19 protein-coding genes, 1 other RNA gene and 1 riboswitch are annotated in these 24,740 nt (G+C 60.3%); of the genes, 5 read left to right on the forward strand and 15 right to left on the reverse strand.

The features are described from left to right. Window positions 1–38: 38 nt before the first annotated feature. Window positions 39–746, reverse strand: coding sequence for a lysophospholipid acyltransferase family protein (locus BBOU_RS02410; RefSeq protein ID WP_026502603.1), 708 nt, complete (start codon window positions 744–746; stop codon window positions 39–41). A gap of 54 nt (window positions 747–800) precedes the next feature. Between BBOU_RS02410 and BBOU_RS02415 the strand changes: the two genes are divergently transcribed. Beyond that, window positions 801–1,355, forward strand: a complete 555-nt coding sequence (locus BBOU_RS02415; RefSeq protein ID WP_026502604.1) for a hypothetical protein — start codon at window positions 801–803, stop codon at window positions 1,353–1,355. Window positions 1,356–1,491: 136 nt separating this feature from the next. On the opposite strand, the gene trpD is transcribed toward BBOU_RS02415, so the two are convergent. The 3 genes from trpD to hpf all read right to left on the reverse strand — a co-directional run bounded on the left by trpD (window position 1,492) and on the right by hpf (window position 6,536). Next, a complete protein-coding gene (gene trpD, locus BBOU_RS02420) occupies window positions 1,492–2,553 on the reverse strand; it encodes an anthranilate phosphoribosyltransferase (RefSeq protein WP_026502605.1) in 1,062 nt (353 codons plus the stop codon). 217 nt (window positions 2,554–2,770) lie between these two features. Beyond that, on the reverse strand, window positions 2,771–5,647 hold the full coding sequence (gene secA / locus BBOU_RS02425; RefSeq protein WP_026502606.1) for a preprotein translocase subunit SecA: 2,877 nt from the start codon (window positions 5,645–5,647) through the stop codon (window positions 2,771–2,773). A 214-nt stretch (window positions 5,648–5,861) separates the two neighbouring features. Next, on the reverse strand, window positions 5,862–6,536 hold the full coding sequence (gene hpf, locus BBOU_RS02430; RefSeq protein ID WP_026502607.1) for a ribosome hibernation-promoting factor, HPF/YfiA family: 675 nt from the start codon (window positions 6,534–6,536) through the stop codon (window positions 5,862–5,864). A gap of 183 nt (window positions 6,537–6,719) precedes the next feature. Here hpf and rnpB point away from each other — a divergent pair. Beyond that, window positions 6,720–7,069, forward strand: an RNA gene (gene rnpB / locus BBOU_RS08840) — RNase P RNA component class A. A 1,131-nt stretch (window positions 7,070–8,200) separates the two neighbouring features. On the opposite strand, the gene BBOU_RS02435 is transcribed toward rnpB, so the two are convergent. The 9 genes from BBOU_RS02435 to miaB form a co-directional block, all read right to left on the reverse strand. After that, window positions 8,201–8,902 carry a regulatory protein RecX gene (locus BBOU_RS02435; RefSeq protein ID WP_026502608.1) on the reverse strand — a complete coding sequence of 234 codons (702 nt, stop codon included), beginning with the start codon at window positions 8,900–8,902 and terminating at the stop codon, window positions 8,201–8,203. A 5-nt stretch (window positions 8,903–8,907) separates the two neighbouring features. Continuing rightward, the gene (gene recA / locus BBOU_RS02440) at window positions 8,908–10,083 is read right to left on the reverse strand and encodes a recombinase RecA (protein WP_026502609.1); all 1,176 of its coding nucleotides are present in this window, start codon (window positions 10,081–10,083) and stop codon (window positions 8,908–8,910) included. Window positions 10,084–10,313: 230 nt separating this feature from the next. Next, on the reverse strand, window positions 10,314–10,547 hold the full coding sequence (locus BBOU_RS02445) for a DUF3046 domain-containing protein (RefSeq protein WP_026502610.1): 234 nt from the start codon (window positions 10,545–10,547) through the stop codon (window positions 10,314–10,316). Between the two features lie 120 nt (window positions 10,548–10,667). Then, window positions 10,668–11,186 carry a helix-turn-helix domain-containing protein gene (locus BBOU_RS02450; protein ID WP_026502611.1) on the reverse strand — a complete coding sequence of 173 codons (519 nt, stop codon included), beginning with the start codon at window positions 11,184–11,186 and terminating at the stop codon, window positions 10,668–10,670. 63 nt (window positions 11,187–11,249) lie between these two features. Beyond that, window positions 11,250–11,786 (reverse strand): CinA family protein, encoded by a 537-nt coding sequence (locus BBOU_RS02455; RefSeq protein WP_240931976.1) that lies wholly within the window; start codon window positions 11,784–11,786, stop codon window positions 11,250–11,252. A 41-nt stretch (window positions 11,787–11,827) separates the two neighbouring features. Continuing rightward, complete coding sequence (pgsA, locus tag BBOU_RS02460; protein ID WP_026502613.1) at window positions 11,828–12,460, reverse strand: CDP-diacylglycerol--glycerol-3-phosphate 3-phosphatidyltransferase; 633 nt, start codon at window positions 12,458–12,460, stop codon at window positions 11,828–11,830. Window positions 12,461–12,541: 81 nt separating this feature from the next. Next, window positions 12,542–15,370, reverse strand: coding sequence for a DNA translocase FtsK (locus BBOU_RS02465; protein ID WP_026502614.1), 2,829 nt, complete (start codon window positions 15,368–15,370; stop codon window positions 12,542–12,544). Window positions 15,371–15,419: 49 nt separating this feature from the next. After that, window positions 15,420–16,463, reverse strand: coding sequence for a tRNA (adenosine(37)-N6)-dimethylallyltransferase MiaA (gene miaA, locus BBOU_RS02470; RefSeq protein ID WP_051616671.1), 1,044 nt, complete (start codon window positions 16,461–16,463; stop codon window positions 15,420–15,422). Window positions 16,464–16,577: 114 nt separating this feature from the next. Continuing rightward, entirely contained in the window at window positions 16,578–18,041 is a 1,464-nt protein-coding gene (gene miaB / locus BBOU_RS02475; protein ID WP_026502616.1) for a tRNA (N6-isopentenyl adenosine(37)-C2)-methylthiotransferase MiaB, read from the reverse strand. A 106-nt stretch (window positions 18,042–18,147) separates the two neighbouring features. Between miaB and BBOU_RS02480 the strand changes: the two genes are divergently transcribed. After that, window positions 18,148–18,873, forward strand: coding sequence for a RelA/SpoT-related domain-containing protein (locus tag BBOU_RS02480; protein ID WP_026502617.1), 726 nt, complete (start codon window positions 18,148–18,150; stop codon window positions 18,871–18,873). 53 nt (window positions 18,874–18,926) lie between these two features. Here the strand turns inward: BBOU_RS02480 and thiD are convergent, their stop codons facing one another. After that, entirely contained in the window at window positions 18,927–20,564 is a 1,638-nt protein-coding gene (thiD, locus tag BBOU_RS09175) for a bifunctional hydroxymethylpyrimidine kinase/phosphomethylpyrimidine kinase (RefSeq protein ID WP_052157523.1), read from the reverse strand. After that, window positions 20,556–20,645: riboswitch (TPP riboswitch) on the reverse strand. It overlaps the preceding gene by 9 nt. An 88-nt stretch (window positions 20,646–20,733) precedes the next feature. On the opposite strand from thiD, the gene BBOU_RS02490 reads away from it, so the two are divergent. Together BBOU_RS02490 and BBOU_RS02495 are read left to right on the forward strand one after the other, a co-directional pair. Next, window positions 20,734–21,696: a DMT family transporter gene (locus BBOU_RS02490; RefSeq protein WP_033490015.1), complete on the forward strand. Its 963-nt coding sequence runs from the start codon at window positions 20,734–20,736 to the stop codon at window positions 21,694–21,696. A 20-nt stretch (window positions 21,697–21,716) separates the two neighbouring features. Then, window positions 21,717–22,598 (forward strand): Bax inhibitor-1/YccA family protein, encoded by an 882-nt coding sequence (locus tag BBOU_RS02495; protein WP_026502620.1) that lies wholly within the window; start codon window positions 21,717–21,719, stop codon window positions 22,596–22,598. Between the two features lie 124 nt (window positions 22,599–22,722). Here BBOU_RS02495 and BBOU_RS02500 read toward each other — a convergent pair whose 3' ends face one another. Next, the gene (locus BBOU_RS02500) at window positions 22,723–24,591 is read right to left on the reverse strand and encodes a hypothetical protein (RefSeq protein ID WP_026502621.1); all 1,869 of its coding nucleotides are present in this window, start codon (window positions 24,589–24,591) and stop codon (window positions 22,723–22,725) included. Window positions 24,592–24,740: the final 149 nt, after the last annotated feature.

Genomic DNA, 24,740 nt, shown 5'->3' on the forward strand with positions numbered 1-24,740 from the left:
CGGCGGCGGATGATGCACGGCGGGTGCATCGAAGCCGTTCAGACGTTCTGCCGCATCTGAGCTTCCTGCTCGGCTTTCAACCGAGCTTTGACGGTTTGCGCGTACTCGTCGACGTACTCCTGCCCGCTCATCGCTCCAATGGCTTTCACCACACGATCGGTGAGTTCACGAAGCTCCTCATGGGTCACGTCTTCAGGATTTTTGCGTTCCACCGCGATCGGTTTGCCGTAAATGATCGTGGATTTGCCTTTGCTGGGTATCACCTGCCCGGGTTTCTGCAAATCGCGTGAGCCGATGATCGCGGTCGGTACGATCGGGCATCCGGTTTCGAACGCCAAGCGTGCCGCCCCGGTATGCCCCCGGTACAGGCGCCCGTCAGGGCTTCTCGTGCCTTCGACATGGATGCCGAACAGATGGCCGTCCTCGAGGATTTCACGCGCATGGTTGAGTGCGCCCAACGATTTCGATCCGCCTGAACGATCCACGGGGAACACGCCGACGGATGTGAACCACCATTTCTTGAACTTGCCTTTCACGCCTTTGCCCTCAAAATACTCGGCCTTGCCCATGAAATGGATCATGCGCGGACAGGTCATCGGCAGCAGGGCATCGTCGATGACCGCCAGATGGTTTGCTGCGATAATCGCCCCGCCGTGACGCGGAATGTTCTCGAGCCCCTCAACGGTAGGGTTGAACCGTCGTCTAGCAATCGGACCAAGGGTGCGGACGAAAAACCAGTAGAGCACGAGAGGCTCTCCCTTCCCAGCGACTTGACATGACGCTCGTTTACAGTGGTATCTATGACTGAGCACAACAATACCAATGCATCGGGAGAGCGTCCAACGGACGGTTCTGACGGCACTTCATCCGGCGAGCCGCTCGATGCCGCATGGGAGGCGTTCGCTCAGGAGCACGCCGATGATCTCGACGACGTCGCGCGTTCCCGTAATGCGAAACGTTTCGAAAAACACGCGAAACGTGCAGAAAAGCAGGCGCTGTTGTCTGTCAACGATCTCGATCAAGGCACGTTCACCGATGACGCCATCGGCCCGGGACGCGGTCCGCGAGATGCCACAGCGTCAAGCTGGCTGGAAACCGATGCGGTGATGGACCGGTATGGTGAAGGATTCACACCACCGACATCGTTCGCCCCCACGCCACGCCGTATCGTGCTGTTCGCTGCGTTGACCGTGATCGGCGTGCTCGGCGTTATCGTCTCGGTGCTGGTGCCACGGTGGACAGGTATGCTCGGCACTGTTTTCGGAACGCTTCTGCTGATCGGCGTTGCCGGTCTGGTGGCAAGCCGTCGCGGCAAGCGCCATAACGACCCGTTCGATGATGGGGCGCGCGTCTGACCTTGCCGGCATGCGCCGACACGCCCACGGCGTGCATCATATCGTATACGGGATGAGGGGTTGCCCGCGGTATTTCCCCCGGGCAGCCCCTCATCGTATTGTGCGCGAAACACGCTATCGCGTTATCGGACGCGTGTCACTGCTCTTGTGCGGCACGCTTGGCTTGTGCCACACTCACCCAGCGGTCGAGCAGATCCTTGGCTTTGCCGCAATCCACAGCCTGCTCGGCAAGCGTATACGCTTGCTTGAAGCGGTCGGCGAGCGAACCGTCCTCAAGCAGATGGCCGTCCGCGACAATCGCGGAAGCCGCGTTCAGCAAGGCGGTCGAACGTGAAGCGACCGGCTTGCCATCGAGGAAATCGCGGAAAATCTGCGCGTTCAGCTCTGGTTCGCCGCCACGCAACTGTTCCACAGTGACCGGATCGATTCCCAATTCGGTAATCGGATTGAATTCAGTCGCCGTGACTTTCCCATCGGCGATCAGCCATACGGACACGGGTCCGGTCGGAGCCATCTCGTCCAGCCCCTCGCTTGACGTGTAGACCATGCCGCTCTGTCCACGATTCGCGTACACTTGGGCCATCAGCGGGCTCAGCGTGCGATCGGCGCACCCGATGGCCACATGCTTCGGGTTGGCGGGGTTGGTCAATGGTCCCAGCACGTTGAACACGCAGGGAATGCCGAGAGCGGAACGCACCGGCCCGACGAACCGCATCGCAGGATGGAAGGTTTTCGCGAATGCGAACGTGATACCGACTTCATCACCGATTTTGGCGACGGCTTGCGGCTCGAGGTCGAGCGGAACGCCCAGTGTTTCAATGACATCACCGGACCCGCATTTCGAGGATGCGGCACGGTTGCCATGCTTGACGATTTTCACGCCGGCGGCCGCAGCGACCACCGCACCCATCGAGGACAGGTTCACGGTTGAGGCCTTGTCACCGCCCGTGCCGACGATATCAGTGGTTTCTCCGGACACGTTGAGCGGTATGGCGTGCGACACCATCGCCTTGGCAGCGCCTTCGATTTCGGGAGCGGTCAAGCCAAGCTGCTGCTGGGTGGCGAGCACAGCGCCGACGCACGCAGGATTGGCATTGCCGTTCATGAGATCATTGACGAACCACCAGGACTCGTCCGCATCCAGATGATTGCCGTTGACGAGTTCTGCGAGAATCGACTTCCATGTGATCTCAGTCATCATGCCCTCCTGTGCATCTGACATTGGTTGATATGTGAGGTTCATTCTAATGGTTCAGTGTTATCGTTCGAATAAACGTCCATATTGTGAAGAATACGGTGTTTGCTGCCTGTTTCGCGGTACAACACGCGAGGTGGGCCGGTACGGATTCCGTACCGGCCCACCTTCAGCCGACATCATCTACGCTCGCGGTGCAGGCGCAAGCTGATGCGATGGCTCACTGCTCATTGTGGCCGTGGCACATCTTGTATTTACGGCCCGAGCCGCAGGGGCATGGCGCGTTCTTCGCGGTTCCGGGGAAGGTGCGGCCATCAGCCCACGGCGTCTTGAGCTCTTCGCTCTTCGGACGCTTATTCGCCGGAAGCTTGACATCCTCATGGCTGATCGGTTCGGGGCCGACGATGCCCGGCTCGGTGTGGGCTGCAGCATCCGCCTCGTCAGCCGTTTCATCGGCATCTTCCGGATCGACCGGTGCGGAGCTGACAGTGGTTGGCTCGTCCTCGACATCCGTTGACGTGATACCCACAGTCGCCTCAGCCTTGTCGACGGCGGCATCCTCATCACGCTCGCTGTCAAGATCCTCGTTCTGTGCAACCTGCTGGATATCGATATGGAAGAGCAGCTGAATCGTCTCTTCCTTGATCGCTTCGATCATCTGGTTGTACATCTGGTAGCCTTCACGCTGGTATTCGACCAGCGGATCGCGCTGACCCATACCGCGCAGACCGATACCGTCCTTGAGATAATCCATCTCGTAGAGGTGTTCGCGCCACTTGCGGTCGAGCACTGCAAGCACAACGCGGCGTTCAAGCTGATGCAACGCCTCATCGTTGAGCTTCTCACCAAGTTGGGCATACTCCTCCTTGGCTTGCTTGACGATGAGTTCACGCAGCGTATCGGCCGCCTTCTCACCCTTGAGGCCTTCCACAGCCTTCTTCGCTTCGTCCTCGTCGATGTTGACGGTGATGATTTCGGACAGCGCCTTGAACAGACCGTCCCAATCCCATTCCTCAGGCTTGGCAGAGCCGCGGTTCGCGCCGCGGATATAGCTGGCCACGGTCTCATCAATGAAGCGCAGGATATCCTCGTGGATGTCTTCGCCCTTGAGCACGGCCTGACGCTCAGCGTAAATCACCTTGCGCTGCTTGTTCATCACGTCGTCATACTTGAGGACGTTCTTACGGATTTCAAAGTTGCGCGATTCCACGGCCTTCTGCGCGTTGCGCACGCCCTTGGACACGCTCTTCGACTCGATCGGCAGGCCTTCGGGCAGACCGCGGGACATCACGCGCGCGACGAGCTGCGTGTTGAACAGACGCATGAGGTCGTCCTCAAGGCTCAGATAGAAGCGGGATTCACCAGGATCGCCCTGACGGCCGGAACGGCCTCGCAGCTGGTTGTCGATACGACGGGACTCGTGACGTTCCGTGCCAAGCACATACAGACCGCCCAGCTTGGCGACTTCATCATGCTCGTCCTTGACCTGCGCCTTGACTTCGGCAAGGGTGCCCGGCCAACGCTTCTCATACTCTTCAGGAGTATCGTCCGGCGAATAGCCTTCCTTCTTAAGCTTGGCGTCCGCCAGGAACTCGACGTTGCCACCGAGCATGATATCGGTACCACGGCCGGCCATGTTGGTGGCGACTGTCACCGCACCCTTACGGCCTGCGACCGCGACCACCGCGGCCTCCTTCGCATGCTGCTTGGCGTTGAGCACCTGGTGGGGGATCTTCGCGACATCAAGCAGGGAGGACACGACTTCCGAGGATTCCACGGAAGCGGTGCCCAACAGCACCGGCTGGCCTTTGGCATGACGCTTGGCGACATCCTTGACAATCGCCTGGAGCTTTTCCCGCTTGGTACGGAAAATCAGATCATCCTGATCCTTACGGATCATCGGCTTGTTGGTGGGGATCGGAATCACACCCAGCTTGTACGTGCCCATGAATTCCGCCGCCTCGGTTTCAGCGGTGCCGGTCATGCCAGCGAGCTTGTCGTACATGCGGAAGTAGTTCTGCAAGGTAATGGTTGCGAACGTTTGATTCTCCGCCTTGACTTCGACGCCTTCCTTCGCTTCGATGGCCTGATGCAGACCCTCATTGTAGCGGCGGCCGGGCAGGATGCGGCCGGTATGTTCGTCAACGATGAGCACTTCACCGTTGGTGACCACGTAGTCACGGTCGCGCAGGAACAGTTCCTTCGCCTTGATGGCGTTGTTCAGATAGCCGATCAGGGCGGTGTTGCTCGGCTCGTACAGGTTGTCGATGCCCAGATAATCTTCAACCTTGCTGATGCCGGGGTCAAGGATGCCGACGGTCTTCTTCTTCTCGTCGACCTCGTAATCCTCGTCACGGGTCAGTTTGGGCACCAGTCGGGCGAACTGGCGGTACCAGCGCGTGACATCGCCTTCCGCCGGTCCGGAGATGATCAGCGGGGTACGCGCCTCATCAATGAGAATGGAATCCACCTCGTCGACGATAGCGTAGTGGTGGCCTCGCTGGACCAGCTCGCTCTTATCCCACGCCATGTTGTCACGCAGGTAATCGAAACCGAACTCGTTGTTCGTGCCGTACGTGATATCCGCGTTGTACTGTTTACGACGTTCGGCAGGCTTCTGATTGGTGATGATGCAACCCACGCTCATGCCGAGGAAACGGAAGATGCGGCCCATCAGCTCACTCTGGTAGCTGGCAAGGTAGTCGTTGACGGTGACCACGTGAACGCCTTTGCCTTCGAGGGCGTTGAGGTAGCTCGGCAGAGTGGCGACCAGAGTCTTGCCTTCACCGGTTTTCATTTCCGCGATATTGCCCCAATGCAACGCCGCGCCGCCCATCAGCTGGACATCGAAGTGACGTAAGCCGAGCGTACGTTTCGATGCTTCACGCACGGTGGCGAAAGCTTCCGGCATAATATCGTCGAGGCTCTTGCCGTTCTCAAGTTCCTGCTTGAACTTCGCGGTTTGTCCTTTAAGTTCCTCGTCGGAGAGGGCCGATATCTCGTCCTCAAGCGCGTTTACCGCTTTTGCGACGTTCTCCAGCTTCTTCAGCTGGTGGCCTTCACCCATGCGTAGGGCCTTGTCGACGATGTTTACCACGTTTCGCTCCCTAGTTCATTCAGCACAACGGTCGTGCGGGGCTGCACAGCCCGCTCACGGACTCATTTCATAGTACGCGACGGAGAGGATTTTACACGCATTCCGTCATTTTCATCCGACATGGCGGGTCGGACATGACGGGAGCCCGCGTGCGATGCAACGCGGGCTCCCGTCGCCGTGTTAAGGATACCGTTCACATGACGGTTCCTGACGATCAGGCTTCCTTCTTGGCTTTCGCCACGTTCTCAGCGGTGTCGATCTCGAAGACGCCGTAGCTCCAGCCGTGACGGTGGTACACCACCGACGGGCGACCGGTGTCCTTGTTCACGAACAGGAAGAAGTCGTGGCCGATCAGCTCCATTTCATACAGGGCCTCGTCAATGCTCATCGGCTCGGCGATATGCAGCTTACGACGGATGACGATAGGCGTGTCACCAACCTGAACCTCAACGGATTCGCCCGGACCCAGATCGGATGCGACCGCGGCCTGCGGGCTGTTGTTGGGCTCCTCATCCTTCGGCTCCTCTGCCGGTGCCGCCTCGATTGGACCAAGATCGACCGGAACCGGATTGACATAACCACGGCGGTGATCCTTGCGACGGTCGCGAGTGCGACGCAGACGGAGCGTCAGCTTGTCAAGCGCCATGTCGAGAGCGCTGTACTCGTCGGAGCTCGATGCTTCAGCGCGTACGACGGTACGTCCGGCCACCACGGTGATTTCCACGCGTTTCGCCGTGTCCGCCTGACGGGGGTTGCCTTCGTGGGTCACGACAATCTGAGCGCGCTGAGCGTCCGGAGCGATTGCGGTCACACGATTCATCTTGCTTTCAACGACGTCACGGAATTTTTGACTGACCTGCGTGTGACGTCCGGTGATGACGATTTCCATGTGGACCTCCTAGCCTCAAGCGGTGTTACCCGCTGTGTGTGGGTTGTCCCGAACCGCGTCTTCGCCGTCCGGGTATGTTTCATTGTAGCCGAATACTGAGCAATGTGAAGCCAATTCGCTTACGGGTGTCGGAAATCTTTGTGACATTGTGCTGTATCCGATGCGTGCGTATACTATTGTGGTTGAGACCCCACGGTGGCCGCGGCCGATTCGGCTGAGGAACTTCCGGGCTCCACAGAGCACGATGGCGGATAACATCCGCCCAGGGTGACCTGAGAGATAGCGCAACAGAGAACAGACCGCCCGCCTCATGCGGGTAAGGGTGAAACGGCGGTGCAAGAGACCACCGGACCGCTGGTGACAGTGGTCGCATGGCAAGCCTCATCGGGAGCAAGGCCAAGCAGAAGACGTCAAGGGTTGCTCGCCCAGTCTTCGGGTAGGCTGCTAGAGCCTGGCGGCAACGTCAGGTCGAGATGGATGGCCATCCGTGTGGAAACACACGACAGAACCCGGGGTATGTGGGGTCTCATCCACGTGTTGGCCCGCCAAATATGGCGGGCCTTTTCATATCTGACGATCAAGGTGTTGACGGGGTATTGGCCATAGAGGAACGGGCGTTGTTGCATGATTCACCTATCCGGCCTTGTGCACGTTCGCATGCGTAGCTGGCTGGAACACGCAGAAGCACCGGCGAGGCCTCATGCCGTCCGCCGATTGGCGTATGCCCGCGATTGTCGTCCCCGCGCCCACACGGCAGGCTCTGCAATGTTTCGACATCCGATGAAAACAAACGGCACAAGCCTAAAACCCTGACACGTTTACGGCCGCATCGCCCGCAAGGGCGGTAAGCGATGTCTTCGGCTCCGATCTGCCACTTCTGCGCTGCTGCCGGGGTGTTGATGGGTGATGTACGGGGAGTTTGCGACAGATTGACCCGTTCGGCGATGTTCTCCCGGGAGAACCGGCGGGATTCTCTGATTCGCATCTGTACTCCCCTATCCGTCGTGGGAGTTTACGGGAGTTTCACGCCGTGAGGATGAATCTATCGACGGGAACGTTGGAAATCCGCGGTTGCGAAAAACGCCCCTGAAACCGCTCGCGGGAGAAAACCGCCGAAACCGCAGATCCTCGACAATCTCCCGCGCAAGTCTGGGGCGCTGTCCTTGGGACGTCGCCGCCCGACAGTCGCTTCCACGACAATCTCCCATGTCCGCCGTGGAAGTTCCCCGAATCGAGAGGCCGCGGCGCCAACCCCGGTTCCGCTCAGCGGATATGACAGCCGATCGCAGCGGCGGCACATCGACCGGCTCATTGTATACCGGGCGATCGTCCACCGTTCGCCAATGCTACTACCGTAGATGTTCCATCCGGCTGCGTCCGCGCGGGTATACGCACCACGGTGGAACGCACAGGAGTGCGATGGGCCTCTTGCCGTCCGTCGATGCGTGTATGCCCCGACATACCGGCATCCGCACAAGACCATCCCGTATCTACGCGGCAAGCACCGACGAAGACCGGAGCACAAGCCCGATACCACGACACGCTTACGGCCGCACTGCAACAGCCCACAACCCCAGCATGGACCGGACGGCATTGCCTGCACAACCCGGTAACACGCAGAACGCCTTCGCAGCCGGCGGATCAGGGTGGGTGCACGGTTGACATCACTGCGGGCGGTCGCCGAACAGGCTTTCTGACACGTCGCGCAAAACGTCGGGACTATGCCCTTTCCGCCCGCCCGCGCTCCAGAACCTGCGTCGCCTGACCTGAGGGTCAAGACCCGCCGTCCGCATGGCGACACGCCGCCCCAATTCCCATGCCGAGTCAATGAATACGCCCGCGTCACGCGCCTGGTTTACCGCCTGCTGCGCCAACGCACGGTCGACGCCCTTGCGTGACAGCTCGAGCAGGGTGCCACGCTCCCCCAGCATTCTTCCGGCACAATACCTGACTACGGATTGCGCATAGGCTTCATCGTTGATCAGGCCCACTTCGGCCAACCGGACCACGACACTGTCGGCGACTGTCTCGTCATACCCTTTGCCGATCAGGCGTTCTCGCAGCGCATGACTGGACCGGTCCGAACAGTCCAGGAGACGCAACGCCGCTTCTCGGCAGGCGTCGATGTCACACGGATCGTCGAGTGTTTTCTGACGAGACGCACCATGCGCACCCCAGGAGGACCGACGGGTTCGCCGGCCACTGTGCCGGTCATGATGTTGTGGCACCGCATCATCGTCTTGCGCCGGGATGGCGGGATGTGACCGATCGGCATCAACGGATAAGCCGGTTTCAGACACATCCCCTCCAGCATCCTGCCCGACAGCAAGCCCATGCTGGGCGATGAACGCTTCAGCGTCAATCATCGCGCTCAGGCCTGAGCGGCTGCAGGCGTGCCGGCCTGCTCCGTTTTCGGTGCAGACGCGTCGGCTGAAGCACCCGCCGGCGTAGTATCCTCTTCGGCGAATTGATCGGCCGGTTTGATCAGACCGAACGCCTCTTTGACTTTGGTCTCGATTTCCGCGGCCAATTCAGGGTTATCCTTGAGGTATTTGCGGACGTTCTCACGGCCCTGACCGAGCTGGTCGCCGTTATAGGTGAACCAAGACCCTGATTTCTTGACCACATTGCTTTGCAACGCCATGTCGATAATCGAGCCCTCTTTGGAAATGCCTTCGCCGTACAGAACATCGAATTCGGCGGACTTGAACGGCGGGGCCATCTTGTTCTTCACCACCTTGACCTTGGTGCGGCTGCCGACGGCTTCATCGCCGTTCTTCAAAGTCTGGATACGTCTGATATCAAGACGTACCGAAGAGTAGAACTTCAATGCCTTGCCGCCGGTCGTGGTCTCAGGATTGCCGAAGAACACGCCGATCTTCTCGCGCAATTGGTTGATGAAAATCGCCGTGGTGTTCGCCTGGGCCAGCGCACCGGTCATTTTACGCAACGCCTGGCTCATCAGACGCGCTTGCAGACCGACATGGCTGTCTCCCATCTCGCCTTCGATTTCAGCCTTGGGCACCAACGCCGCCACTGAATCGATGACGATGACATCCAACGCCCCCGACCTGATGAGCATATCGGCGATTTCCAATGCTTGCTCGCCGTTGTCAGGCTGGGAGACAATCAAGGAATCCGTGTCGACACCCAGATGACGGGCATACACGGGATCAAGCGCGTGTTCAGCATCAATGAATGCTGCGACCCCACCCGCTTTCTGCGCGTTGGCGACGACATGCAATGCCAGCGTGGTTTTGCCGGAGGATTCCGGCCCGTAAATCTCGACGATTCTGCCGCGCGGCAGACCGCCGATGCCCAAAGCCATATCAAGCGCAAGAGAACCCGTAGGGATCACTTCGACATCCTGCACCGGCCGGTCGCCCAACCGCATGGCGGAGCCTTTGCCGAAACTTTTCTCGACCTGCGCAAGCGCCGTATCCAGCGCGGCTTTACGACGGGGGTCGATGTCATGTGCGCCGGATGCGCGTCCATCCTCGGAAGCCTTGGCGCCCGCGGCCTTCGTCGATTTTGTCTGCTGTGCCATGTGTTCTCCTTATCTTCACGATTCCAGCGACGGATTTCACCCTACGGGATTGCGCTCAGCGGGTCTATCCGCCTCAAGCAATGTGGTCAGAAGACGCTTGCCGCCGAATACACGCAACACCGTCCGTCACCTGCCGCTGCGAATCGTGCCGTCACGACAACATCCTACCCCATGATACGAACATCTGTTCGAATATCGTGCCGCGGGGTGCCATCGAGGCGAATCGCGTATCAGGCCGCCGGCAGAGGCGGCGCGTTATGGTCCTTGCCCCATCGCCTGGTGTCAGGGATATCCATCTGATCACACAGTACGTTCCATACGACACGTGGCTCACACCCTGCGGCGAGCGCTTCAACCACCGTCATGTCATGAAGCTTGGTCAGACGCTGGTCACGGGACAGGCTTCGACCATAGACCCGGCCGAACACCTCTTCAAGCAATTGCCAGAATTCACGTTCACGCACGCAGCAAGTCTCGCACATCCACGCTACATCCGCCGTTCGGCATGGGCGTCGCTGCGTCACTGGCCCTACAACGACGCGACGCCTCCCCGAGCAACGGGGAGGCGTCGCATTCAAGCCGGATCAGGCGTGAACGGAATCAAGATAGTCGGCGACCATGCGCAACATCTGCGCGGTGCTCAACCCCAGCGAGGCGGCGATTGAACTGAGCAGCTCGGAGCTCGCCTCTTTCTGCCCGCGCTCAACCTCGGACAGGTAGCCGAGTGACACGCCGGCTTTCTCGCTGACTTCACGCAACGTCTTATGATCACGCGTCCTCAAATCGCGCAGGACATGGCCGATCGCCTCACGCAACGAAACATCCTTGAACTGGCCGGATTCCTCATGCTTGCGAACCGTGACGCGTGCACGGGCATGCTCGGCATCCTCTTCCTGCCACATGCGGTTCAACGCGGATTGGCGTTCATCCTTGGCTTTCCTGGCGGCACGGGCGCGTAACACCTGCTGCTGCGCGAACATCACCGCACGGCGTTGCGCCGGAGTCAGATCACGCATACGTGCAGACTGCGCCGCTCGCGGGGAACGGGTATCCCCCTCGGTCTTGGTTTCCATCATCTCGTTGGTCCGGGTCATCGTTTCCATCTGCGTAACCCCTTTCGGCTTCGTGTCGTTCTGTACACCATAGACAACCGGCCGTCAGCGAAATTATTCCTCAAAGCTCACTGTGAGCTGCCTCACATTCTCGAGGACGCACCACACCGTTTGTTCGCGAACCTGCTCACGCGTACCATGCAACCGCAACTCACGCGCTCGGGTCACCCGCTCTCCGCCGGTGACTGCGCCCGGCAGAGAGCAACCGATGTACACCAAGCCGGCCGGCTTGTCACCATCAGGGCCGGGGCCTGCAACACCTGTCGTGGACAGTCCGATCACCCGTCCGCAGTAAGCGGGCTGGTCATACAGCCGTGCTGTCCCCCACGCCATTTGGCGGGCGACTTCAGGATGCACCGCTCCTTGCGTGTCCAGCAGCCGGGGGTCGACTCCGAGAATCTTCGCTTTCGCGTGGATGTCGTAGGTGACCGCCGAACCGAGGAACACTTTGGACGCCCCCGGGACACGGACAAACGCATCGGCGAGCAGGCCGCCGGTCAGGGATTCCGCCGCGGCGATTTTCACCTGCCTGCGTTCACAATACGCGAGAATCTCACCCGCCAACGCGTCCCGCCGGGCTGGATCCGCCATACCGTCAACCATATTGTCGCCGGCAGGAATCATATCAGCATTCATACCGTCAGCGATCCGCGACGCGCCTTGACGACACGGTAGACGTACATCGCCCCGGAATACAGGCATAGGAACAGCGCCACGTAAATCAGGAAGTTCGTGATGAACGTGTAGACGTTCAACGCCGTGGTGTTGGCGATGAAGGTGCGCGCCGGCACCAGCAGCATACCCAAGCCGATGCACTGGCACAGGGTCTTGTACTTGCCGGCCTTGTCTGCGGCGATGACCTTGCCGCCGGTGTCGATGACGAAGAACCGCATGACGGTGATACCGATTTCACGGATGAGGAACAGGATGGTCACCCACCAGAACACTTCGCCGAATGCGGAAGCGACAATCAGCGTGGAACAGGTCAGGAGCTTGTCGGCGATCGGGTCCATAAGCTTGCCCAGCTCGGTGACCTGATTGTACTTGCGGGCCATCCAGCCATCAAGTTTGTCAGTCGAGGCCGCGATGATGAACAGGATTGCGGCAGCCCACCGCATACCCACGCTATGCGAGCCTTGCGGTCCGGCGGCGATATCAAGGCCCAGAAAGACCAACACCAGCACGATACGCGTGTACGTGACGATATTCGGCGGGCTGTTCCATCCGTCCAACAGCGATGGCTTATGTTCATGTTCAGTCTGCATACCGTTCACCTTACCTCGCCTAGGCTACCGACTCATGTATGACGGCCGGGGATTCGCCGCCAACGTAGCCGTACACGCCGCTCATGCCACGTCGGACGGCTCCGGCTCAGGCTGGTCGCCGGATGAGTCCAACGTGGAACTCTCACCTTTGATGAAAGCGAGCACTTGCGGCAGATCTTGAGGCTGGACGAGCACTTCCCTGGCCTTGGACCCTTCGGACGGTCCGACGACGCCGCGCGATTCCAGCAAATCCATCAAGCGTCCCGCCTTGGCGAAACCGACACGCAGTTTGCGTTGCAGCATCGAAGTGGAGCCGAATTGCGTGGTCACCACCAGTTCCGCGGCTTGAAGCAGGACATCCATATCGTCGCCGATATCCTCAGTCGGATCGACCTTATGCTGGTCCGCTTCCTTGGCCATCTGCTCGATATCCTCACGGTAGTGCGGCTTACGCTGGGTGCGTACGAATTCGACAGCCTTGCGGATCTCAGACTCCCCGACCCACGATCCTTGCACGCGGATGGGTCGCGCCTGCCCCATCGGCAGGAACAGCGCGTCACCCTGACCGATCAGGGTTTCAGCACCGGTGGTGTCGAGAATGACGCGCGAATCCGTTGCCGAGGAGGTCGCGAACGCCAACCGTGACGGGATATTCGCCTTGATCAGGCCGGTCACCACATCCACGGATGGGCGCTGGGTGGCGAGTACGAGATGCACGCCGGCCGCACGCGCCAGCTGGGTGATGCGCTGGATCGAACTTTCGACATCGTTTTTGGCGACCATCATCAGGTCGGCCATCTCATCGACGACAACCAACAGATACGGATACGGGGCCACCTTGCGTTTCGAACCCGCAGGCGCATGGACTTTGCCTTCCCGCACCGCCTTGTTGAAGTCTTTCATATTGCGGAAACCGAAGAACTGCAAGTCATCGTAGCGGGCGTCCATCTCCTTGACCACCCATTCCAGCGCCTGGGCGGCGTGCTTGGGATCGGTGATGATCGGGGTGAGCAGGTGTGGGATGCCGGCGTACGCGGACAATTCGACACGTTTGGGGTCGACGAGAATCAGCCGCACCTGTTCGGGAGTGGACCGCATGATAATCGACATGAGCATTGAATTGATGAAACTGGACTTACCTGAACCGGTCGCGCCCGCGACCAGCAGATGCGGCATTTTCGTCAAATCAGCGGTGACGAAATGCCCTTCGACATCCTTGCCGACGCCGGCGAGCATCGGATTGGGATCATTGCGCGCCTTGTCGGAGCGCAGAACATCCCCCAAATGGACGATTTCACGATCGACGTTCGGAATCTCGATGCCGATGGCGGATTTGCCGGGGATCGGCGAAAGGATACGCACATCGGAACTCGCCACCGCATACGCGATATTGCGTTGCAGATTGGTGACTTTCTCGACTTTCACGCCGGGGCCAAGCTCGACCTCATATTGGGTGACGGAAGGGCCGCGCAGGAAGCCGACGACTTTCGCATCGACCTTGAACTGTTCGAACGTGTTGGTCAGCGCGCGAATGACATTGTCATTGGCGGGTGTGCGCGCCGCATGCGGCTTACCTTTGACCAGCATGTCAAGATCCGGCAGCTGGTACGGGGCGTTGTCATCCACGACGGCCGGTATTGCGGACGCATCCGGTACAGGCGCATTCCCGCCGCTGCGCGACTCGGGGCTCTCAGCGCCATATGCCCCCTCGGATTGCGCGTCTGAAGTGGCGTCGGGCACGGACGGGCCGGCCGCGGATTCGCGGGCGGCAACCGTCGCCCACGGATCGGAACCCGCCTGTGGGGCCGGAACAATGGCCGGGGCCGATGGCACGTCAAGCATCGGCGCATGCGAGGACGGTTGCAGCAGCGCCGGATCGATACCGGCGTTGGACGACGACACGCTCCGCGGCGTGGCGATCATGGTTTCCGCGGCTTCACCATGCTGTTTGGCTGCATGGGTGAATGCCTCATCACCGGCGTATTCGTCGAGCCGCTCATCAGTATCCTGCCTGGATTTGCGGCGGAACAGCCAAGCGAACAGGCTTGGGCGGCGCTCGTGGTCATGCTGATCCTCCTCGTCGGACCCGTCGTGGGCGGGAACCCCTTCAGCAACCTGCATAAGATCGTCGCCGATACGAATCTCGTTGGGGAACTGGTCGTCCTCATCCGGCTCTCGTTGGCCGTCATCGCTGCGCAGCCGTTCAGCCAAAGCTTGGAACCGTTCAGGAAGCTCCTCGACATGCGTGCGCGTGATCATCAGCAGTGAGAACAACGCGACGATGACGAACACGACGATGGCGAAAGCCTTCGACAGTCCCCACGCCAACGGAGAGCCCAGCAGGAAGCCGAAAATACCGCCGGCATTCTCCAACACCTTCAAATCGAACCCGTGCGTATCGGATGCCGCGGCGGCATCGATGATGGAACAGATCGACCACAGCAGTAACGCCCAGCCGGTCACAACCCGCGGATTGTCGGAGCCTTTGCCGGCGTTGCGCATCAGACGGAATGCCACAATCGCCAAGAACACGGGAAGCACGACGCTCATCACACCGAACGCGCCGGCCGCAATCGTATGCAGGAAACGCCCCAACGCCCCGTTGACGCGGAACCATTCCGATGCACAGAACAGCACTGAGAGTATCACCATGACGAAGCACAAGCCGTCACGCCGGTACGTGGGGTCATACTCTCCGACACCGGTCAACGCTCTGACCGCAGCCCCGAACCCTCGCGGAATGGCGAGCAGGAGCTTCTGCCATAGCGGTTCCTCGCCGACAAGCCGCTCGTCATCGGACAGCACGCGGGTGCGGTCGGAGCCTCCGCTGGTGGTACGTTTCGAGGACCCGCTCGACCTACGACGGGTCTGGGTGTTGCGCTCTTGGGATGAGGATGAGGTTCGTGCCATAACGATTCGATTCTAACGAGCGGCGGTCACATCACCGGCCGACAAGGCGTCAACCTTGGATATCGCCGAGATGATGCTGAACGTATTCGTCGGCGTGGGCGTCAATGGCGTCATAGTCTCCGGCATCGGCATGGTCGATGATCGCCATCGCGTTGTCCAACAGCGCCGGGTTGAGCGCTTCAAGCCAGTGAATCCTCGGATCGCGGCCGAACCACCCCATCTGTTTGCGGGCCAGACGGCAGGTTTTCTGCGCGATGTCGAAGAACGCGTCATCCTCGTCCCAGATGCCGTCGAGATAATCGATGATCTGCTGGTAGCCGAGCGCCCGACCAGCAGTGAACCCCAGATGCGGCCGCAACCGGCGCACTTCATCGACGAAACCGTGCTCGCGCATGGCTTGGGTGCGCCGCATGATGCGGTCGTCAAGCTCGCGACGAGGCAGGTCGAGCCCGATCTGCACGCTGGGGATGACATACCGGTAGCGTGGCAGACTCGCGGAATACGGGCGGCCGGTCACTTCGATGACTTCGAGGGCGCGGATGGTGCGCCGCGGATTATGCGGGTCCATGCGGGCAGCCGCCTCGGGATCCTTGGCTTTCAGCTCTTCGAATAGGGCTGCCGCCCCCTCATGCCGCTCACGTTCCTCCAAACGCTTACGTACTTCAGGGTCGGTGCCGGGGAAGGAGATGTCATCAATCGCCGCTCTCGCGTACAGCCCGGATCCACCTACCAGAATCGGTCTGATGCCTTGCGATTGCAAGTCGCTGATGCAATCACGGGCGAGCGTTTGGAAGCGGGCGACACTCATCGTGTCATCCGGGTCGATGATATCGATGAGATGATGAGGAACTTCCGCCTGCTCCTCGGCGGTCGGCTTCGCCGTGCCGATATCCATGCCTCGATACATCTGGTAGGCGTCCGCGTTGACGATCTCGGCCCGTTCGCCACGTTCGGCCAACGTTTTTGCGATGGCGATGCCCAGCCCGGTCTTGCCGGAAGCCGTAGGGCCGACAATCGACACGACACGCGGAGTGTTCGATGGCGTGGCACCCTCCTGCCCATGGCTGATGCTTTCACCGGGTACCGCCGGCATCCCCGCTTGTTTGGCACTGTCATCTTGCATTGTCTGTCGCATCTGCGTCTCCATACCTGCCTTTCCGTTCCTCACTGTACCCGCCCGTCGAGTACGCGACCCGCGTGTCCGCTCTCAACCGCGGCGAACCCGATACGTCTGTCCGGCGGCCGGATCGGGGTCGGCAATGAGGTTATGCTCACCGGCATGGGTGACGGTCGCCGTTACGAAATCACCGATCTGCGGTTGCGGGCAGCCTTGAGGCACACCGATATGCACCAGTGCGCCGGTCCGTTCACGGCCGGTGACACGATGCGTCTCATCGTCTTTCTTACCGTGCGTGCCAGTGACCATCACTTCGACGTCATGTCCTTCGAACTTGTCAAGCTCCTCTTGGCTGATCCGCTGCTGGAGGGCGAGCAGCCGGTCGAAACGCTCCTGGACCACCTGCTTGGGGATCTGCTCCATCGCGGCGGCCGGCGTGCCCGGACGCGGCGAATACTCGAACGTGAACGCGGTGGAAAAACGCGCTTGTTCAACCACGTCAAGCGTACGCTGGAAATCCTCTTCGGTCTCTCCGGGGAACCCGACGATGATATCGGTGGAAATCCGGGCGTCCGGCATCGCTTCACGGACCTTGGACAGAATCGTCAGGAACCGTTCGGTGCGATACGAGCGGCGCATGGCGCGCAACACACGGTCTGACCCCGACTGCAACGGCATATGCAGTTGATGCATGACATTCGGCGTTTCAGCCATCGCGGCGATGACATCATCAGTGAACGCCGCAGGATGCGGGGAGGTGAATCGCACACGCTCCAACCCCTCAATCGTGCCGCAGGCGCGCAACAGTTTGGAAAACGCGTAACGGTCGCCCATCCCATAGCCGTAGGAGTTGACGTTCTGCCCCAACAACGTCACCTCTTTGGCCCCGTTCGCCACGCACTCGCGCACTTCGGCAAGCACGTCGCCCGGACGCCGGTCGTGCTCACGGCCACGCGTGGTCGGCACAATGCAGAAGGTGCACGTATTGTTGCAGCCCACGGAAATCGACACCCACGAAGAGATGCGCGACGACCGGGCGGCAGGCAGTTGACTGGGGAAATACTTCAAATCATCGGCGACATCGATCTGCGGTTCACCGGTCGCGCGAGCCTGGTCAAGCAGACGAGGCAACGAGGCGATGCTTTTCGTGCCGAATACCGCATCAACCCACGGGGTCCGTTTAGCGATCCGCTCACGGTCAAGCTGGGCCATACACCCGCCGATTGCGATTTGCACACGCGGATTCGCATGCTTGTACCGCGCCCAGCGGCCAATCGTGCCGTACATGCGTTCAGCGGCATTCTCCCGCACCGCGCACGTGTTCATGACCACAAGATCGAAATCATGCCGGGCGATCTGCTGTTCGTTCGCCGGCACATACCCGTCCTGCTCAAGCACGCCGGCGATACGCTCGGAATCGTGCACATTCATCTGACAGCCGAGCGTGTGAATATAAAAAACGCCTTTACCGCGGCCTTGCATCCGTCCGTTTTCCGCGTGTCGGGCAGCCGGCATCGAGGCGCGCTCCGCCTCGGTCATCATCGCTTCATCCATAACCGCCGATTGTAACGTCCGGCCGGCACAGCGGGGCTCCGGACACCAAGGAATATGTCACGTAATATTGCGCAAATCTGGAGCCGCCACGCTATCATGGGCAATCGTGATACTTGACCGACATACCCACATCAACACCGGAGAGATGAAAGCCCGACTCGGCGACATGAACACCATCGGCGAGCGCTTCCCCGCCGATGAAGTCACCGAATTCATCGATCTCATGCAGGTCTATGAGGGGGCGATGTACGAAATCAGCACGAAACTGGAGATTCTCGACAGCGAATTCCAAGTGCGATTCTCCCATAATCCGATTCATCATATGGAGCGTCGGCTGAAGTCCGTGGATTCCATTCTCGGCAAGCTGGAACGCAAATCCCTGCCGATCAACACGAGGTCGATCAAAGACAATCTGTTCGATGTCGCCGGTATCCGCGTCATCTGCAATTACCGTGACGACGTGTACTCCGTGTCGAACTACCTGTCCGCACAGTCGGATATCCAGGTGTTGCGCGTCAAAGATTACATCAAACACCCCAAGCAGAACGGGTATCGCAGCCTCCACGTGATTTACGCCGTACCGGTGTTCCTGTCCTCCGGAGCGCATTACACGCCGGTGGAAGTGCAGTTCCGCACCATCGCCATGGATTATTGGGCGAGTCTCGAACACCAGTTGCGGTACAAGTCGAACCTGCCTGATGCGAAACTCGCCGAACATTCGCAAACCTTGTTGGATTGCGCGCGCAGTCTGCAGAATGTCGAAGCGCAAATGCAAAGCATTCACCGCGATATCACCGGCGCTCCCCGCGTGGAGGAAGCCCCGCAGGCGTAACCCCTGTCACGCGGCGGTGCGGCAGCACAAGCCGCTCACACCGCCGCGTGACATTAGAATCCGAGTGCCGGACGGGTAAGCCCCTGTTCAAAGAACCGGAATTCATGTTCCGAAGACACCAGTGCGGCATGCATCATATGCTCGTATTCGTCGATGGACGCCTCTGCGGCAAGCCGATCGCAAATCTGCACCTCACGCAACGTGCTCTCAGTGAATTCCGGATCGGAGTACATGCGGATCCACTCGCCGAACGGATGCGTATCAACATCAATATGCTTGTCTCGCACTTGGTCACGCATTTCTTTGCCCATCGCCGCATACAGCCAGAAGCACGGCATGACCACGGCCACCAGACGCGCGTACGAACCGGAGTCCGCGACGCGATGCTCATGACCGATATAAGCGGCCGTCACTTCGGAACGGGAAACAGGAGCCGGGTCAAACCCGTGTTTGATGAACCAGTTGCGGTGGAACAACACTTCGGAATCCACACCACCGGATGCCGCTTGTGCGAAAAACACGCGCTCATCAAGCCGGTCGGCGCGTGAGGACGCGAGCGCAAGCAACGACGTGTAATCGGTCAGATAAATATCATCCTGATGCAGGTAAAACGCGAAATCGTCAAGCGACAACGTGGCATCCACCATGCTGGTGATGAATCGCATGCCGTGGATGCGCTCGCGGATGGGACGCACCCGGTTCCAGTAGTCGGCGCTGAAACGCAAGCCGGTGGGCGCGTGCTGCCAAGTGAAATCGACCGGACCATGGCCTTTGCCCACGTGCAAGCGGTCGGCGGCGCCGATAGCTCCGTTCATCCATGTTTTGGCTCGTCTGGTCGTCTCCTCCCAAGTGTCGCATTGGGGGCGCAGCGCGGCGAGTGTGCTGGAGAGGGTGTCTCCTGTCCCGTGGACGTTTTGGGTATGTACTGTTTTGCCTTCGATGCGTGTCGTGCGTACATCGCCGTCTTGTGGCGAGGGCTCGGCGAGAATATCGGTGCTTGATTCGCTGCCGGCGAGTGCGAGCGCGCCGCCTTTGGCGTAGACGGCGACCCCGTAGCGTTCGCATACGAGGCGTGCCATGGTTTCAAGTTCGTCGATGTTGGTTGCGGGTTGGCCGGCGTCGGCGAGCGCGGCGAGTTCCAGTACGTTCGGTGTGATGATGTCGGCCATGGGCACGATGGTGCGCAAGGCTTGTTCGGCTTGTGGGGTGAGTAACGCGTCCCCGGATTTCGCGTACATCACCGGGTCGAGCACGACGACCGGCTTGGCGATGGCGTCATGTTGGTACTGGGTTTCCAGAGCGGTGAGCCATCCTTTGACCGCGTCGACGAGTTCGGGGGTGCCCAGCATGCCGATTTTCATGGCGTCGATGACCGCGTCGTCGCTGACCGCGTTAAGTTGGGCGACCAGGAAATCGGGGTCCATGTTCACGATGCTGGTCACGCCTTGCGTGTTTTGGGCGAGGACGCTGGTCATGGCGGCGTATCCGAATACGCCTTGCGCGCTGAAGGCTTTCATGTCGGCCATGGTGCCGGCGCCGCCGATCGGGTCGGAGCCTTCGATGGACAGGACCCGCAGGCGTGAGGGTTTGTTTGCCGCTTGTTCCCCCGCGGCTTCCAAACGTGCGAGCGCTTCCATGGCACGGGTGGTGCGGGAGGATTGTGATGGTTGCTGATATTGCTGCTCGGCCATACCGGACATCCCTTCGCTAGTGCTGACTAGATCAGGTTCAACGGGTGTGTTCTCAGCCTGCCGGCACCCCGTGTCACCGGCCTTCCACCTTAGCCGCCCCCACGGTCAATACCGCGATCGTCGGGACGCGTGGGGCGTTCGGTTGATAGGTGTGGGATATGCTGGGTTCATGCCAGAGAGTGAGAAGCAACGTCGTGTGGTGGGCAGCGTCCTGCTGTTGGTAACCGCCCTGATTTGGGGGTTCGCTTTTGTCAGTCAGGTGCAGGGGATGCAATCGATGTCCCCGGCGTTTTTCAATGCGATACGTTTCACGTTGGGCGCGGCCTCATTGTTTCCGGTGCTGTTGCTGTCTTCACGGACGCGGGCGCGGCGTGCCGACGACGAGCGGCAGCCTGCAGGGCGACGCGGGAGGCTGGTGTTGTGGTCGTGCGTGTGCGGACTGGTGTTGTGGGCTGGCGCCACCTCACAGCAGATCGGTGTGCAGATGAGCATGTCCGCGGGACATTCCGGGTTTGTGACTGCCTTGTATATTGTGCTCGTGCCGGTGCTCGGGTTCCTGTTTTTGCACCGGCGTATCCACGTGCTGACCGTGTCGGCGATCATCGTGTCAGTGATCGGGTTTTATCTGCTGTGTGTCACCGATGGTATCCGGAATGTCGGCACAGGCGACCTGGTGTTGTTGGCGAGTGCGGTGCTGTATGCCACGCATATTCTGGTCATTGACCGCGTGGGTGACCGGCTTGATCCGCTTGAGTTGTCGCTCGGCCAGTATCTGGTGGTTTCATTGTTGAGCTGGGTGATGACGCTCTCGTTGCATCAGGTGGATTGGCGGGGCGCGCTGGCGTGCGCCGGAGCGGTGGCGTATGCCGGTATCATGTCGGTCGGTGTCGCATACACGTTGCAGGTAGTCGGGCAGCGGTATGTTCCCCCGTCGCAGGCGTCGATGATCATGTCGCTTGAATCGTTGTTCTCGGCTGTGGGTGGGGCGCTGATCTTGCACGAGACGATGACCGGCCGGGCGTATGCGGGGTGTGCGCTGATATTCCTTGGCACGATTCTCGCGCAGATTGACCCCGAACGGCTATTGAACCGTATATTCCAAGATGATTCCCAGCAACAGGCCATACAGTAGTATGAAAGAAAGGAGCAATCATGACTTACGATCACCAGCCTCAGAGTGCTTCCCCGCAACCCCCTCAGTACCGTGGACAAACGCAATCTTCCTATAGTCAGTCGCCGTATGGCGTACCGCAATATGGTCAGCCGACCGCACAGCCGCAAGTCTCGTACTTCCAGCCCTCCGGCGCGGGTGCAGGGTACGCCAGCCAAGCTTCGGCGATTCCCGCCCAGCTTGCTTCAGCCACGGAACGCGCCGAACGCACGTCCATCACCCGCGCGTACGCCGAGATGACTGCGGGGCTCGCGCTGACAGCCGTTGTGGCGGCGCTGACGCAGACTTTCGGCTTGCTCAACACGTTCCTGGTCGCAACAGGCGGGTTGGGATGGATCGGTCTGATGCTTGTGCAGATCGTCATGGCGATTGCCATCGGCAACCGTGCGATGAATCTCAAAGCGGGAGCGGCTCGCATCCTGTTTTATCTGTATGCCGCACTCATGGGCTTCACGCTGAGCTCGATTTTCATGGTGTACGATCTCGGTTCGATCGGTACGGTTCTCGCATTGTGCACAGGCTTCTTCTTTGTGCTGACCATGCTGTCGCTGACCATGCGCGGCAATATGCTCAAAGCCGGTCCGATTCTGTTGGCGGCGCTGATCGCTTTGATTGTCGGTGAGGTCATCATCATGCTGGTCGCACCGGGGTCGACCGGGCTGATGGCGATTTCCGCTATCGGTGTGGTGCTGTTCGCAGGGCTGACGATGTATGACGCGCAGAAGACGCGCGCGTTGTTCGCCCAGTATGCCGGCCAGCCTGAGGTCATCAAAAGCCTGTCGATTGTGTGCGCGCTTGACTTGTATCTCGACTTTGTGAACATGTTCTTGTATTTGCTGCGCCTGTTCGGCAGCCGTGACTGATCGAAGGCGGGGGCTGGCGCGTGCCGCCGGCTCGCCTGACACCAGTCGATGGGCCCGGTTTCCTGTGAGGAAGCCGGGCCCATCGGTTTTCCGCGCCGTCGCGTGTCGCATAACCGCGCACGGGTCACTGGGTTGACACGAAGCTTGGGAACACTTGGTCGATTACTGCGGAGCCGTCGGTTTTCGCGGACTGGGGGTAATCGAAACGCAGGGTGAGGATTGTTCTGCGTGTCACGATTTCCTTGATGTACGTGATGGTGTTGTTGTCCGAATAGCTGCACACCATGATGTCTCCGGACAGTAGATGGTAGGACACGGCGTGTCTGGAGGCGCATGCCACGTATTCGCTGGATACGGTGGCGCCTGTCGTGTTCGCTTTGCCGGATACGGCGATGGTCATGCCGATGGCATCATTGGTGAAACTGCGGGACAACCCATTGTCGGTTTCGTCATGCCACACATAACCGTCGGGGATGGACACCTGATAGCCCATGGTGCTGTTGGTGTACACGCCGGCGGGTGACGGTGATGCCGAGGCGGCGGACGGAGCGGAGGCTGATGGGCTTGCTGACGTTGTCGCCCCTGATGGCGCGGATGTGGCGGTCTGCGTGGAGGCAGCGGGCGAAGCGTGGCGGCGGGCGGCGGTGATGCCCAGACCGACGCACACGCATAATACCGCCGCGACGCACACGATGACGATGGGCCTCCACCGGTTCGGCGATGCCGCTGGGACCGGGATTGTGGATGATGCCGGAGCGTGCGCCGTATCTGTGATAGGACGTCCGGCGTGCGCCTGCGGCATGACTTGGGTGCCGGTCTCATCCGGGGTGACGGCCTGTGGCATGGCGGCAGTGGCCATATCCGTATCATCCGGCGTGCCGATTGCAGGCATACCGGATGCCGTGGTGGCGGGAGTGTAAACCGCCGCCGTATGCCCGGTCATATCCGCGGACGGGATGTTGTACGGCAGCGGACCGGTGTCTGCCGGGGTATCGGCGCGTTCGATGACTTGCGTGGGAACGTCGGTGTCATTGTCCGGCTCGGTTTGCCGGATGGACGCGTCAGTGCCGGCTTGTGACGGCTCGGCTGCCGGCTGGGTCACCGACATGCGCCCGGTATCAGCAATGCCGGGAGTCTCGCCAGTGTTTTCGGCGGCGTCAGGATGGTCGTCGATATCAGTGTTTTCGACGGCGGATTGGGGGTGTTCTTCCGGTTCAAGTGCCGGCAGTTGGCCCGTCGCCGTGGTATGCGCAGGAGCGGACTGCCGATCAGGCGCCGCTTCGACAGGCTCGTCGACGCTGGCAGGCTCGGCAGGTTCCAGCTGATGTCCGGCCTGTCCGGTCTCAGTCGTCTGATTGGCTGTCTCTCCGGGCCAAGGCTTGTCGTCGGCTGCTACCGGCTGGTCGGAAGCAGGTTGCGACGAGGAGTCCAGCGACCAGATATCTTTAGGAAGTGCCGCAATCCCCCACGTGTCCGACGCCCAGTCCAGCGCGAAATTGACATCGGGGTGTTCTCCCGCCGTGCCATCATGCCGTTCCGCGCCGTCGTGCGCGGGAACGGGGTCGGTCGCGCGAATATCCGAGGAAGCTGAATCAGCGGCGTCATCATCGTTACGGGCGGTATCGCCTGCCGCCTGCGCGTCCTGTTGCACGGTTGGCGGCTGCAAAGCATCGTCCGTGGATGCCGGCTTACGGCGGGCATCACCGTGGGCGAGCAGCGAACTGGTCGACGCGGCCAATGCCGCCAGATCGGCGGAACCGTTGACAGATTCCATCTGCGCGTTCTGGATGAATTCACGGCGGGACATCTGACGGGTCGGCTGCCCGGGCGCGAACGCCGATGGAATCGGCGCGGAACGCTGCGGAATCGCTTGGGTCGGCGTGTCTGAAGCGCGCGGATCCGGCCCTTCGAGCGTGCCACCGCAGTTGACGCAGAAATCCCCGTCGTAGAAAACTTCCGAACCGCAATGCGGGCAATATCGTACCGTGCTCATATGCTTCCTATCCCTTCACATGCCGCGAAGACACTCACGTGTCAGCCTAGCCTACAGGGCAACCGGCATGAGGGTACGCCTGCAAGTCGGCACAGATTCACCGCACCTTGAACCTGCCGCGGCCGGGGCGCAATGCGAAGCTGGTTCCC

Origin of the sequence: Bifidobacterium boum (assembly GCF_000741535.1) — a bacterium.
In the GTDB taxonomy this organism is placed as follows: Bacteria; Actinomycetota; Actinomycetes; order Actinomycetales; family Bifidobacteriaceae; genus Bifidobacterium; species Bifidobacterium boum.